Below are 14336 nucleotides of genomic sequence, written 5' to 3' on the forward strand. Positions count from 1 at the left end.
GGCGCGGCGGGCGGCGCGACCGGCAGATCCGGCGCCACCGGCGGCGGCGTCTGGGCGGCCGGTGGCGTGTCCGGCAGCGCCGGCGGATCGGCGACCGGCGGCGGCGTGCTCGCCGGCCGGAACGAGCGGGGCGGCGGGGCGACGTTCGGCGCCGCTGCCGGGCCGGCCGGCGGCGCCGAGCCTGGCGGCGGACCACCCAGATCGAGGATCGGCATCCCCGGGGCGTCGATGATCGAGTTCCGGATGCCCTCGAAGGTGGTGGACCGGCCGGACTGCAAGCTGCCGATCGCGGTCTGGTACTCGACCGCCATCGAGTGCTCGATGTCCTGCGCCATCAGGTCGTAGATCGCACCGGCCTGCTTGACGCTCTGCATGAACCGCTGCTTGTCCTCCATCTGCCCGTGCTTGAGGAAGTCGTCCAGCTCGGTGTACGTCTTGATCTCGTGGTGCCCGCCGCTGCGGGGCATGTTGTCCTTCATCCAGCGCTGCGCTTCCGCCGTCACCGCCGACTTGTACTGGTCGTACAGGTCGGAGATCGCCTGCTGCTTGCCCGGCAGGACGCTGGCGATGTGCTGGAACGCCTCGATGTTGTACTGCGCGGCGTCGATCCAGTCGTCCAGCGACTTGAGCGCGGCACCGGGCCCCTTCTGCAGGAACGCCTCGGCCGCGTCCCCGGTCCAGGCCTGCTTGGCGACCAGCGCGTCGGTCGGCCGCTGCACGTCGGCGGCCATCGTCTCCAGCGACTGCTTGACCTGCTCCCAGGCGTGCTGGATGGCCAGGATCGGGCCCTGCTTCTGGCTGTCGATGCGAGCCTTCACGTGCTCGATCGTGTTGCCTTCCATGATGTTCTTGTACTTGTCGTCGTCGCTGACGTAGATCCCGCCCGCCGCGTGCGCGTCCCTGCCGTTCGGGTCCGGGTGCGGGTTGGACAGGTCGATGTCGCCGTCGTTGCCGCCGGGCATCTGCGACCGGTCCATCGTCGGCTTGTACTTGCCGAACAGGTCGCTGCCGGCGCCGTCGACGTAGTAGTGCGTCGGATCCGAGCCCGGATCGGTCTTGTACTGCATGTGCCGGCTCTGGATCAGCTCGGTGTTGAGGTTGGTGTCGTAGCCGTACCGATGGTGGCCCTGCGGCGCCTGGTGCCCCATGACGGTGCCTTCCTTCGCGAACCGGTTGGCAGGTGCTGGTCGGTCAGTAGCCGCCGTAGGCGCCACCGAGGCTTCCGCTGCCGTCGACGTGGGTCTCGTCGTACCAGCCCTCGATCGGGCCCTTCTCCGGCTGGTCCTGCTCCTTCGGCGCGTCCTCGTGCTGGCTGGTGGTGACCTCGTGGCCCTGGCTGTCCTTCGTGGTCGTGGTGAGGTCGACCGCGCCGTCGTCGTGGATCGTGGTCTTGGCCGTGGTGCCGCCCTCGCTGCGGGTGGTGGTGCGGTAACCGTTGCCGTACTCGGTGTCCTCGGTCTGCGCGGAGTTCGCGATCTCCTTGCCGTCCGAGCCGTAGAACCGCGTCGTCTGGTGCACGGTGGAGGACCCGTTCGGCCCGGGCACCATGTACGACTCGACCACCCGGTACGAGCCGTCGGAGTAGGTCGTGGTGGTCGTGTACTCGCCGGGGTAGTGCGTCGTCGTCGCGTTCGGATCGTTCGGGAACGCGATCGCGTCGAACTGGTTGCCGCCCTGGGACGCGTTCTCGACGTCCTGGTCGAGCTGGGTCTTGGTGCCCAGCGCCTGCTTCGGGATGCCGTCCGGCCGGTCGGCGCCCGGGTCGCCCATGGCGTAGGCCATCGCCTCGGCGACCTCGGTGGCGTCGAACTTCCCCGCGCTGTCCGCGTCGGTGTAGTGCAGGATCGTCGCGATCGCCTGCGCGGCCATCGCGGTGCACTGGATGCCCTTGCCGCACGCCTGGATGAACTGCTGGAACGACTTGGCGTTCACGGCCAGGTAGCCGCCCACCTGGTACGCCTCGGCGAAGACCTCCGGCCCGCTCAACATGCCGGTGGTGGCCAGCTCGCTCATGTGTGCCAGCGCCTGGCCACCGGTCGTCGAGGAGGACATGATGCTGTCCTTCCCGTGGTCGGTTCCGCTGGCGAAGCCGGAGATGCTCTTCGCATAGTCGATGATGTCCGGGACCTTCGCCACCACCCGGTCGGCCATCGGCTCGCCTCCTCGCGTTCGTGCACCGGCGCAGGCACCACCGCGCGGGCCGCCCGATGACGACGGCTTCCAGCGCCGGTGTCCTCTTGCGGCCGAGCTTAATCGCGATGTCCAGTCCGGCACACCGGCGCCGGACCGCGAACGTCGATACGGACCGGCCGACGGTCAGACGACCGGGGGAAGCCAGGCGAGCTGGACCAGCCGGTTGCCGTGCCGGCGGGTGGTCAGCCAGCCACGGCCGGGCGGCAACAACTGCGGCTTGACGTTGCCCAGCAGCGCACCCTCCTCCCGCGGCCCGGACATCGTGATGCCGGGCGACGCGAGCTCCCGGATCCGGGACATCATCGGCTCGTACAGCGCGCGGCTGGCGCCGCCGACCCGGCGGGCGAGGATCACGTGCAGGCCGATGTCGCGGCCCTGGGCGAGGAACTCGGTCAGCGGCGACAGCACGTGCGACGGACCGGTGGCGACCAGGTCGTAGTCGTCGACCAGCACGAACAGCTCGGGGCCCTTCCACCAGCTGCGGTCGCGCAGCTGCTCGGGGGTGACGTCCGGGCCGGGCAGCCGCTCCTTCATCACCTCGACCACCTGCCGGATCATGTCCTTCGCGACCTGGACGGAGTGCCCGTACCCGATCAGGTGCGGGCCCTCCAGCGAGCCGAGCAGGCTGCGCCGCAGGTCGATCATCATGATCTTGGCCTCGGCCGGCGTGTACCGCTCGCTGATCGAGCGCGCGAGGCTGCGCAGGAACGTGCTCTTGCCCGCCTCGATGTCGCCGAACAGCAGGAAGTGCGGCTCCGACGCGAAGTCCAGGTAGACCGGCTGCAGGTCGTTCTCCGCGATGCCGATCGGGATGCCGCGCTGGATGTCGTGCCCGGCCGCGGGCAGCGCCTCGTACGGCAGGCGATCGGGCAGCAGGCGCACCCGCGGGGCCGGCTCGCCGCGCCACTCGTTGCGGACCGTCTGGACGAACTTGGCGATGCCGTCGGTGAGGTTGCCCGCGTCCTGCTGCCCGTCGATCCGCGGCAGGCCGGCGAGGAAGTGCAGCGCGTCGTGGGTGAGGCCGCGGCCCGGCGTACCGGTCGGCACGTTCAGCGCGGCGCGCCGGTTGATCTCGGAGTCGGCGGGGTCACCGAGCCGCAACTCCAGCCGGGTACCGAACATGTCCCGGACCGCCGGCCGCATCTCCATCCACCGGGTACAGGTGACGATCAGGTGGATGCCGTAGCCCAGGCCGCGGTTCGCCAGCTCGGTGACGCCCGGTTCCAGGTCCTCGAACTCGTTGCGCAGCGTCACCAGGCCGTCGATGACCAGGAACACGTCGCCGAACCGGTCCTCGGTGAACTTGCCGTCCCGCTTCATCCGCCGGTACGTCGACATGCTGTCGATGCCGTTGGCGGTGAACCTCGCCTCCCGCTCGGCGAGCAGGGTGCGCAGCTCGGCGATGGTGCGGCGGACCTGGTTGGTGTCCATCCGGCTCGCGGTACCGCCGACGTGCGGCAGGTCGCGCAGCGTGCTCAGCCCGCCGCCGCCGAAGTCGAGGCAGTAGAACTGCACCTCGCGCGGGGTGTGGGTGAGTGCGAGGCTGCCCATCAGGGTGCGGATGATGGTGCTCTTGCCGGTCTGCGGACCGCCCACCACGACCACGTTGCCGGTGGCGCCGGACAGGTCGGTCCAGAGCAGGTCGCGGCGCTGCTCGAACGGCTTGTCGATGATGCCGGCGACGCCGCGCAGGGTGCCCAGCAGCTCCGGGTCGGTGACGGTCAGGCCGCGGCGCGGGTCGGCGGACAGCGGCGGCAGGATCTGGTCCAGCGTCGGCGGCTCGGCCAGCGGCGGCAGCCAGACCTGGTGGGCCGGCACGCCCTGCCCCTCCAGCCGGGCGACCACCACGTCCAGCAGCGTCTCGCCCAGCACGTCGTCGTCCTGCTCCGGCGCGGCGACCTGCTTCTCCTCGGTGACCACCGGCGGCGTCGCGTACCAGGTGGAGTACGCCTGCACCGGGTCGGTCTGCCGGTCCTCCCGGCGCTGGTTGCCGACCCCGCGCCGGTAGCGACCCGACACGTACGCGGCGCGGAACCGGATGAGCCCCTCGGTGCCGGCCTTGAGGTAGCCGTGGCCGGGCGAGCGGGGCAGCTCGTACGCGTCCGGCACGCCCAGCACGCTGCGGCTCTCCATCGAGGAGAACGTCCGCAGGCCGACCCGGTACGACAGGTGGGTGTCCAGGCCGCGCAGCCGGCCCTCCTCCAGCCGCTGGGAGGCCAGCAGCAGGTGCACCCCGAGCGACCGGCCGACCCGGCCGATCTGCACGAACATGTCGATGAAGTCGGGCTTCGCGGTGAGCAGCTCGGAGAACTCGTCACAGATGATCAGCAGGCTCGGCAACGGCGCCAGCGGCACGCCGGCGGCCCGGGCACGCTCGTAGTCACGCTGCGAGGCGTAGTTGCCGGCCGAGCGGAGCAGCTCCTGCCGGCGGATCAGCTCGCCCTGGATCGCGTCCAGCATGCGGTCGACCAGCGAGAGCTCGTCCTCCAGGTTGGTGATCACCGCGCTGGTGTGCGGCAACCGGTCCAGCGTGGTGAACGTCGCGCCGCCCTTGAAGTCGATGAGCACGAAGTTGAGCACCTCGGAGCTGTGCGTCACCGACAGCGCCAGGACCAGCGTGCGCAGCAGCTCGGACTTGCCGGAACCGGTCGCGCCGACCAGCAGGCCGTGCGGGCCCATGCCGTCCTGTGCCGACTCCTTCAGGTCGAGCTCGACCGGGCGGCCGTCCGGGCCGATGCCCAGCGGTACCCGCAGCCGGTCCCGGTTCGGCCGGGTCGCCCAGGTGCGGCCGAGATCGAACTCGTACGGGTCGCCGATGTTGAGCAGTTCGGCCAGGCCGAGCTCACCGGACATCGGCTGGTCGGTGAGCGACGCGGCGGACAGCCGCAGCGCGGACAGCTGCCGTACCAGCGCCTCGCACTCGACCGGGTCCAGCGCGTCGGCGGTACCGATCTCGGCGGTGCCGTCCATCGTGGTACTGGTCATCGTGCCGTCGTTGGCGACATCGAGCACCAGTGAGGCCTGGTCCAGCAGCCGCGGCGGCGGGCTGGTCAGATCGATGATGGTGACGCCCTCGACGCCGCCCTCGGTCATCAGGTGGTCGGAACCGGCGGTGTCCCCACCGTCGATCACCACCACCAGGTGGGTCGCCCCGGACGGCGGTGCGGTCGGGTCGAACCGCGGCCGGTTGACCAGGACGTCGTCCAGCATCGCCTCCAGCGCAGTGACCGTCGGGGCCACCAGCCGCAGCTGGCCGACCGCGTCGACCTTCGTCGGGTGCAGCGCGTGCGGCAGCCACTTGGCCCAGTCCCAGCTGGCCCGGCGGTCGTCCGACACGCACAGCCCGAGCAGCGCATCGTCCGGCGCGTGGAACGTGCCGTACTGACCGAGCATCGCCCGGACCAGGCTGCGGATCCGCTCGTCCGAGCCGCGCAGGTAGACCCGGGAGAAGCCGCGCAGGGCCATCGCGACCGGCAGGTCGGGGACGATCGAGTAGGTCGTCACGAAACGCCGCAACGCCATCGCGCACAGCGGTTCCAGCTCGTCGACCGAGCGGGTCTGCGGTGGCACCAGCGGGGTCGCGATCTCCTGCGGGCCGAGCCCGATCCGGACCACCGCGAAGTCGCCGTCGGTGCTGCGGCGCTCCCAGAGCCGGCCGCTCGCCGCGGTGGACCACAGCGCACCCGGGTCGGGATGGCGGTAGTACATCGCCTCGCGCTGCTTCTCGATCGTGTTGCGCACCTGCGCCCGCAGCTGGCTCAGCTTGCGCATGAACTGGCGGCGTGCCTCGATCATCTCCTTCTTGCTCTGCCCGCCGGACTGCTGGGTGAGCTGCACGGCGATCATGCCGAGGATGGAGACGCCGTACATCCCGCCGGCGACGTAGGCCATCGGGCCGCCCCGCTGGGTGCCCATCATCAGCCCCATCGCGGCCGCACCCGCGGCCATCGGCAGGATCATCATCATCCGTTGCCAGCCCTTGGCGTTGGGCTGCGGCGCCTCGGGTGGCGGATCGAGGATCACCTCGCCGGAGGGCAGCTCCGGCGAGGGGCGACGCGGCGGCCGCTTGACGATCTCGGTTCCCACCCGTGCACCTCCTGCTTCGGGATGTCCGCCCCGCGCGACGCAAAGTCTCCGGAAGATCACTCTGAGCGAGGCGGATACGGGGGCACACCGGCCTCGACGGAACCCTACCTGCCGAGGAAAGCCTGTGTCGCAACGCAGGGATGTCTGAATCGCCGCGGTGCGCTCGGCTGCTACCTTGGGCACTCGTGACCACCGGCCCTCGCCGGTGTCCGCACCGTGTTTCCGCTCGGAGGTGACCTTCAGTGACGGCCCCAGTGGGCACCTCGGTGGGCATGGGTCTCGCCCGCGTCACCGTCTCGACGCCCAAGCGCCGCATCGACGTCGCCCTGCCGGAGGACATCCCGGTCGCCGAGTTGATCCCCAACCTGCTCCGGCACGCCGGGGAGAACGCCGCCGACGAGGGCGAGCTGCACGGCGGATGGGTGCTGCGCCGGGCCACCGGCGCGCTGCTGGTGCCGACCCGCAACCTGGCCGCCCAGGGGGTCCGCGACGGCGAGGTGCTGCATCTGGTCCCCCGGCGCACCGAATGGCCGGAGCTCGAGTACGACGACGTGGTCGAGACGATCGCCAGCGGCGCCCGGCGGTACGGGCGGTCCTGGGGGGCCGCCGCCACCCGGCGCTGCGCGCTGGCGGTCAGTCCGGCGATCTTCCTGCTCGGCACCGCGATGGTGCTGTTCTCCGACCCGCCGTGGCAGGTGCCGGGCATCGTCTCCATCGGCCTCGCGCTGATCCTGACCGTCGTCGGCATCACGCTGGCGCGGGCGATGTCCGACGCGGTCGCCGGTGCCGTCGTCGCCGGCAGCGGGCTGCCGTTCGCCTTCCTGGGCGGTCTGCTGGTCGCCGCACCGAACGTCCGGCTCACCTCGCTCGGCCTGCCGCACCTGTTGCTCGGTTCGGTGTTGCTGCTGGTCTTCGGCGTGATCGGGTACGTCGGGGTCGGTGCGTTCTCCCGGCTGTTCGCCGCCGCGGTGACGGTCGGGTTGCTCGGCGGCATCGCCGGCCTGCTCGGGTTCTCCTCGATGCCCTCGGCCGGGATCGCCGCGGTGGTGCTGACGATCGGCATCGCGCTGATGCCGGGCTACCCGCTGATGTCGCTGCGGATCGGCAAGCTGCCGCTGCCGTCGCTGCCGCAGCGGGCCGAGGACATGCTGGCCGACCCGCCGATGCCGCAGCGCTCCACCGTGTACGCCGCGGTGGCCCGGTCCGACGAGGTGCTCACCGGCACCCTGCTCGGCGTCGGCATCACCGCGCTGGCCAGCATGGCCGCCCTGCTGCTCGACGGCACGGTGACCGGGGTGATCCTGGTGCTGGTCGCCTCGATCGCGATGCTGCTGCGGGCCCGGTTGTTCCCGACCCCGCGGCAGCGCGTCTCGCTGCTGGTCGGTGGCATCGTCGGGATCGCCATGGTGGCCGTGGCCGGCGGCCTGGTCGCCGGCTCGAACCTGATGCGGTTCCTGCTCCTGCTCGGCGTGCTGGCCGCCGGCGCGCTGGTGCTGGTCGCCGGTGTGCTGTTCAGCAAGCGGCCGCCGTCGCCATACCTCGGGCGGTTCGCCGACATCTTCGACGTGATCGCGATCATCGCGCTGGTGCCGATCACCTGCAGCCTGGTCGGCCTGTACTCCTACATCCGAGGCGTGTTCGCCTCGTTCGGCTAGACCGCTGAGGCTCGGAAGGACCGCGGATGGCGTCCAGGAAGGACCAGCTTCACTCGTACCAGTTCCTGCTGCGGCGGGTGATCTCGGCCGTGGTGATGCGCGAGACCGATCCGGCGCAGGCACCGCTGCGGCGCGGCACCGGTGCGGCGTTCGCCGGGGTGATGATCGCGGTGATCGTCGCGGCCGCGTTCGGCGTGATCGGCATCTTCACCAAGGTCGGCAGCACGTCCTGGAAGCAGGACGGCACGGTCGTGGTGGAGAAGGAGACCGGCGCGACCTACGTCTACAACAACGAGTTGCTGACCCCGACCCTGAACTACGCGTCGGCCCTGCTGCTCGCGGGCAAGGAGACCCCGACGACGGTGACGGTGCCGCGTGACTCGCTGGCCTCGGTCGGCCGCGGGATCATGCGCGGCATCCCGGATGCGCCGACCGCGCTGCCGGACGCGAAGCGGGTCACCGGGATGCCCTGGACCCTGTGTTCGGTGCCGAGCCAGGACAGCAACGGCCATGCCGTCACCCGTACCAGCCTGGCCGTGGGCCGGGGCGCCAACGGTGGTGCCGACCTGGGCGACAAGGGTCTGCTGGTGAAGGACTCGCAGAGCGGCGACACCTACCTGGTCTGGCACAGCACGCGCTACCGGATCCAGAGCCCGGACACGGTCGTGGCGTCGCTGTTCGGCGCACAGGTCAACCCCACGATGGTGGGCCTGGCCTGGCTCAACGGGCTGCCGGCCGGGATGGACATCGGCCCGATCGACGTGCCGGACCGGGGCAAGGCGTCCTCGGCGGTGTCCGGGCACACCGTCGGCGACGTCCTGTTCGACCGCACCGGCACCGGCGGCAAGCAGTACTACCTGGTTCTCTCGGACGGCGTCGCCGCGATCACCGACCTGCAACGGTCGGTGCTCGCCGGGCAGTACACGATGCATCCGCAGGAGGTGCCGGCCGCCGAGATCAATGGGATGACCAAGAGCCACCAGCTCACTCCGCCGAGCAACACCGGGGTCCGCCCGCCCAGCTCCGCGCCCAAGCTGACCGACGCCGGCGCCACCAGCACCTGCGCGCTGTACCGCGGCGCGGCGCAGCCGCCGCAGATCGTGGTCGGCGCGCTCGAAAGCGCCGTCAGTACCCGGACGCAGCAGCAGACCGGGGACGGCAACGCGCTCGCCGACGCGGTGTGGGTGCCGTCCGCGCACATCGCGGTGGTCCGGGCGATGAGTTCGAGCAGCTCGGTCACCGGCACCTACGACCTGGTCACCGACAACGGCGTGCGGTACGGCGTGCCCACCGTCGCCGCCCTGCACATGCTGGGGTACCAGGAGCAGCAGGCGGTGAGCATGCCGGCCGGTCTGGTCAGCCGGATCCCGGCCGGGCCGACCCTCGATCCGAAGGCCGCGGCGGTGGCGGTCGACATGCAGAAATCCGGTAACTGAGCGGTATCGGTCGGCATCAGCGAGCTCGGACCGGCGCAGCGAGGTGGCTCGGGGTTGACCGTGCGGGTTATCGTCTGGGCTGGCCGGCCATCAGGTCGGCACCACACTACTCGCCCCGCGGCTGGGGGGCACGCTCAGAGAATGAGGTGACACACCTTGGGAGATCGCGCTCATGTGGGGCAGGCCCAGATCACCGCTGCCGCCAAGAAGGCGGACGACGTCGGTGAGGGCATTGCCGGGAACCTCAACGTCCTCATGCAGCAGATCGAGGCGGCGGAGGCCGGCTTCAAGGGCGGCGGTGGCCGAGCCTTCCAGCAGAAGTCGCTGGAGATCCACAACGACCTGAAGACCATTCTGCAGAACCTCAACAAGCTGGCCAACGCGGCCGACTCGTCGGTCACCGACTACGGCAGCACCGACGCCGACATCGAACAGGAAATCAACCAGGTCGGCGCCGCCTACGGCGGCGGCTCGGTCGCCGACGGCCTTCGCGCCTGAGCCCGGTCGAAAGGTAGCCACACATGGGGTACAGCGACGACGATCTCGTCTACCACTTCTCCGGCATCACCGACGTCGCCGATGCGATCAACCGGTTCTGCTCGGAGATGCAGAGCAACCTCGACGAGGTGGACTCCCAGTTCAAGGCGCTGCTCGCCGGTGACTGGAACGGCATGGGTGCCGATGCGTTCAACAGCGTCAGCGCCAAGATCCACAGCGCGGCGAACGACCTGGAAGCCACCCTGCAGAGCCTGTCCCAGAAGGTGGGCGACGCGGCGTTCAAGTTCAAGGACGCCGACGCACGCGCCGCCTCGCGCATCTACCAGGGCTGACTCGTTCCGCCTGACCAACGGGCCTCGGACCTCGTCCGGGGCCCGTTGTCGTACCCGTTCAGGGCATCTTGTCGAACAGCTCGACCGGCGGCGCCGGCAGGTCGTCCTCCGGGCGGTCCCGGGGCGGCGTGGCCAGCCGGACCGACCAGCGGCGGCGCCGGCCCCGCGGGATCGCCACCGCGGCACCGAGCACGACGAGCCCGGCGAGCACGCTGAGCGCCGCGATGAGCAGCGCCAGCCGGCTGCTGCCGGACCAGATCCGGCCGCGCTCGACGTCGGCGGCGCTGCGGTGCGCCTGCTGGTACCCGGGCAGCGCGGCCGGGCTGTGCTCGGACATGGTCTCGGTGACCGCCCGGTGCGGGTTCACCATGCCGGCGCCGTACTCGTGGCTGTTCGGACCGCCCGGGGTCGGCGACGCGGTGGCCTTGAGCCGGCGCTCGATCTGCTCCGGCCCGAGCTGCGGCCACCGCGCCCGGATGAGCGCCACGGTGGCGCTGACCTGCGCTGCGGCGACGTCGCTGCCGCCCGCCGTGGTCAGCCCCTTCTTCCGGGCGGTCGTCGTCACGCCGGCACCCGGCGCGACCAGGTCCACGTACGGTCCGGTCGCCGAGCCCTCCTCCAGCGTCTCGTCCGGGCCGACCGCGCCGACTCCGACCACCCCCGGGTAGGCGGCCGGGTACGGGGTCTTCTTCTTCGGATCGCTGGCCTCGGTGCCGACCGCGGCGACCACGACCCGCCCCTTGTCCACCGCGTACGCGACGGCCGACTTCAGCGCGCTGTCGTCGGTGTGCACGACGATCGACACGTTGACGACCGAGGCACCGTGGTCCACCGCGTACCGGATGCCCTTCGCGATGGTGGCCGGGTCGGGCGTTCCGTCGTCGCTCTGCGTCGTGTCATCGATCTGCTTGGTGACGGCCACCGGGAGCACCGTGGCACCCGGCGCGATGCCGTAGAAACCGACGCTGTCGCTCTGCTGCGCCACGATGACGCCGGCCATCCCGGTGCCGTGGCCGACACAGTCGGTGTCGCCGGCGCCGCCGCCCTTGAGGAAGCTGGTGCCCTTGTCGACGTGCCCGCCGAGCTGCCCGTTCGAGGCGTCCACCCCGGTGTCGACGACGCCCACCAGCACGCCGGCCCCGGTCGTGAACGGCCACACCGACTGCGGGTCCAGCGCGAGCTGCGCCCAGGAGACGCCCTTGGCGGACTTGCCCGGCGGCGCGCACTGGTCCTCGGCCAGCGCCGGCGTGCCCGGCACGAACGTCCCGCTCAACGCCGCGACGCAGGCGGCGACCAGCAGCGCCACCGGCCGACCCGCACCGGCGCGTCGCACCCACCGCGGACGAGCCACCATGGCTGCCAGCCTACGGTGGCGCGACCCGGTCGCGATCGCGGCATCGGTCGGGTTCACCGGCGGCTCGGCGCGCCGAAACGTTGCTGCTCCACCGATGTCGGGGTCACCCACACGTACCGGTCGGCTCCCCCGCCGACCAGCGCGAACATGTCGTCGCGCAGCGCGGTGAGCAGCTGGATCGCGCTGCCGTCGAGCCGCAGCACCGAACCCAGCGAGTACGACTCCTCCTTGCCGAGGCGCTGCAGCATCACCAGGTTGGACTCCTGCACCGCCGGGAAGCCGTACGCGGTGAGCTGGTGCAGCACCGTCAGCTGGGTCTGCCACGGACCGAGGTCGGGCCGCCGGGCGGCGCCCAGCAACCCCATGTCGTAGATCAGCAGCGCCGGGCGCAACGAGTTGGAGGCGACGGTGACCGGCCGCTCCTCGGGCATCACGGCCATCCGGTCGGACCGGCCGGTCGCCCACTGGCCGAAGCCGTTCCAGTGCTCGGGCCGGCGGGAGAACACGACCACCCGGGCGCCGAGCGCGAGCGCCCGGAACGCGAGCAGCCGGGCGCCCCACAGACCACCGACGAAGGTGAGCCGGGTCGGCTCGGGCCGGAAGGTGCGGATCTGCACCGGCTTGCGGTCCCGGTCGTGCCCCAGCAGCATGCCGACCGCCGGCGTGCCGAACCGGATCTCGTCCAGCGCGGCATCGGACGCCAGGTGCGAACCGATCCGCAGCGGCGGCAGCGGCCGGACCCGCCCGATCAGCCGGGACTGGTCCTCGCCCGGGCCGTAGCCGCCGCCGTACACGGTGCCGTGGCTGGGGTCCGGCGGGACCAGCGTGCCGGTCGCGCTGGGCGTGCGCGACCCGGCCGAGCTGCCCTGCGTCGCGGTCGTCGACTGCGTGACACCGCCGGCGTTTCCGGTCGGCGCGAGCAGCAGCGTGCCGCCCGTCTCGCCGACGATCTTGCTGGTCGCCGCGGTGTCCGGCGCCCCGCCGGGCGCCGGCTCGACGGCCGTGCGTTCGGCCGGCTGAACCTGCGGCTGCGGGGCCGGCTCGGGCGCCGACGCCGGTGGCGGCAGCGCACCGAGCACCGGGCCGGCGGACTGCTGGGCAGGCCACATCGGTCTGGCCGGCACGGGGGCGGCCGGTGGCATCGACCGCGCGACGGCGGGCCCGTCCTGGGCCTGATCGCGCGGCGTGTCCTGACCGCTCACGCCGACTCCTTCCCGCGTCGTCGGGTGGCCATCATCGCGCACCACCGCCAGTGGGTGCGGTCGCGTACACCGCGGGCGCCTGCTCGCCGTCGAGCCGGAACACGTTGCCGCCGGCCCGGGAGACCGCCTGCTTCACCGCCGTGCAGGTCTGGGCGAGCAGTTCCGGCTCGGCCGCCACCCGCAGCAGGCAGCGCACCTCGATCAACTCCTCGTACGGGGCGAGGACGACGGACAGGCTGGTCAGCGCGGCCGGCACCCGGCTCATCGCGTCCAGGAACGGGCCGCTGTCGCGCAGCCCGGGCCACGAGCTGACCCAGAAACACGCGTGCGCCAGGCTGGTCGACTGCCACGCCGTCCAGCGCTCCTTGACCGCGGGCGTCGGCCCGCCGGCGGCGGACTGGCTCAGCTCGCAGGAGCGGGTCAACGCATCCAGCAGGCCGTCGCTGTTGAGCACCTGGAAGTCGAGGCCGGCCCGGCGCAGCGCCTTGCCGACCCGGCGGACCAGGGCGCCCAGCATGACCGGGACCTGCTCGGACTCGTCCGCGCCACCGACCGACGCCTCCGCCACCGCCCGGGCGTCGAACCGGATCGCCACCCAGGTGGCCTGGTCGGCCGCGCTGGTCAGGCCGAACTTCGCGACGAGCTCCCGGTACGACTCGCCGGCCGCGCCGCTGGCCCGGACCGGCAGGGTGTGCCGGACCACCTGGACCACCGCGCCCGGCTGTTCGGCGTCCTGGGCCAGGCTGGCGAGCTTGGTCAGCGGCATCTGCCCGAGCGCGTCGCCGTTCACACCCTGGGGCGGGACGACGGCGACCACCGCGAACGAGCCGGCACCGTCCCGGCCGATCCCGACATCGATGCCGTTCGGGCCCTCGACGGAACGGACCGTCAGGTCGGGGACGAGCCGCCGGAGCGCGACCAGCCGCTTGTCGTCGGCGGCCAGCTGCCGCCCGGTCTTGCGGCGCAGGTACTGGCGGCGCAGCAGCATGCGCTCCACCCACCAGCGGCCACCCGACCGGGCGAACGTGATCACCACGATCGCGACGCTCAGCACGACGCCGCCGATGAGCGCGTACATCGACTGGCCGAGCAGCAGCAGGATGCCGATGATCAGCACTTCGATCAGGACGAGCTGCAGCACGTTGACCGGGCCGAGGTAGCCGTGTCGCCGGCGGCGCAGGAACGTCACCGGCCTGCTCGCGGCGGCGGCGGGCTCGGCGCTGATCCGCGCCACCGCGCGCACCCGCGACGGAGGCTCGTTCATCGTCATCCGCAGACCCTTTCCGCCACGTGCTCGTGCGACCAGACCGATCCCCCGCCATCCTAAGGATCGCCGCACGGTCCATGCCATGTGTGGCCGCCCGGACCGCAACAAGATCAAGTAGTCGTCCGACCACGTACGGCAATGCCGGCGCCCGGCCTGGTGCGGTACCGCGGTGGCCGCGCCCTGGCGTCCCGGCGCAGCGCCCCACCGGCACAGCACGAGACGCGACGCGAGCGGGGCCCACGTCGCGTCTCGGGTCGGTCCGGCCCGGCGCGTCGGTCCGGTCCCGCGGCGAGTCGGTCCGATCCGGCCCGAC

9 protein-coding genes and 1 pseudogene are annotated in these 14336 nt (G+C 71.8%); 4 read left to right on the plus strand and 6 right to left on the minus strand.

Annotation, left to right across the window (positions count from 1 at the left end; translation table 11 throughout):
- From NUM_RS22590 to eccCa, 3 genes and pseudogenes are all read right to left on the minus strand, one after another.
- Nucleotides 1-1148 (minus strand): annotated as a pseudogene (locus NUM_RS22590) (hypothetical protein); the annotation flags it as partial.
- Between the two features lie 43 nt (nt 1149-1191).
- Nucleotides 1192-2151 (minus strand): hypothetical protein, encoded by a 960-nt coding sequence (locus tag NUM_RS22595; protein ID WP_207126915.1) that lies wholly within the window; start codon nt 2149-2151, stop codon nt 1192-1194.
- 165 nt (nt 2152-2316) lie between these two features.
- A complete protein-coding gene (gene eccCa / locus NUM_RS22600; RefSeq protein ID WP_207126916.1) occupies nt 2317-6279 on the minus strand; it encodes a type VII secretion protein EccCa in 3963 nt (1320 codons plus the stop codon).
- Nucleotides 6280-6521: 242 nt separating this feature from the next.
- Between eccCa and eccD the strand changes: the two genes are divergently transcribed.
- From eccD to NUM_RS22620, 4 genes are all read left to right on the plus strand, one after another.
- Nucleotides 6522-7934 (plus strand): type VII secretion integral membrane protein EccD, encoded by a 1413-nt coding sequence (gene eccD, locus NUM_RS22605; protein ID WP_207126917.1) that lies wholly within the window; start codon nt 6522-6524, stop codon nt 7932-7934.
- Nucleotides 7935-7960: 26 nt separating this feature from the next.
- Entirely contained in the window at nt 7961-9370 is a 1410-nt protein-coding gene (gene eccB, locus NUM_RS22610; RefSeq protein WP_207126918.1) for a type VII secretion protein EccB, read from the plus strand.
- Between the two features lie 174 nt (nt 9371-9544).
- On the plus strand, nt 9545-9868 hold the full coding sequence (locus NUM_RS22615; protein WP_207126919.1) for a WXG100 family type VII secretion target: 324 nt from the start codon (nt 9545-9547) through the stop codon (nt 9866-9868).
- Between the two features lie 23 nt (nt 9869-9891).
- A complete protein-coding gene (locus NUM_RS22620) occupies nt 9892-10200 on the plus strand; it encodes a WXG100 family type VII secretion target (RefSeq protein WP_207126920.1) in 309 nt (102 codons plus the stop codon).
- 58 nt (nt 10201-10258) lie between these two features.
- Here the strand turns inward: NUM_RS22620 and mycP are convergent, their stop codons facing one another.
- From mycP to NUM_RS22635, 3 genes are read right to left on the minus strand one after another with little or no spacing between them, the layout of a single operon-like run.
- Entirely contained in the window at nt 10259-11554 is a 1296-nt protein-coding gene (gene mycP / locus NUM_RS22625; RefSeq protein WP_207126921.1) for a type VII secretion-associated serine protease mycosin, read from the minus strand.
- A gap of 53 nt (nt 11555-11607) precedes the next feature.
- Nucleotides 11608-12756 carry a hypothetical protein gene (locus tag NUM_RS22630; protein WP_207126922.1) on the minus strand — a complete coding sequence of 383 codons (1149 nt, stop codon included), beginning with the start codon at nt 12754-12756 and terminating at the stop codon, nt 11608-11610.
- A gap of 31 nt (nt 12757-12787) precedes the next feature.
- Nucleotides 12788-14026 carry a type VII secretion protein EccE gene (locus tag NUM_RS22635; RefSeq protein ID WP_207126923.1) on the minus strand — a complete coding sequence of 413 codons (1239 nt, stop codon included), beginning with the start codon at nt 14024-14026 and terminating at the stop codon, nt 12788-12790.
- Between the last annotated feature and the right edge of the window lie 310 nt (nt 14027-14336).

This window comes from Actinocatenispora comari (assembly GCF_017312725.1).
GTDB classification, from domain to species: domain Bacteria; phylum Actinomycetota; class Actinomycetes; order Mycobacteriales; family Micromonosporaceae; genus Actinocatenispora; species Actinocatenispora comari.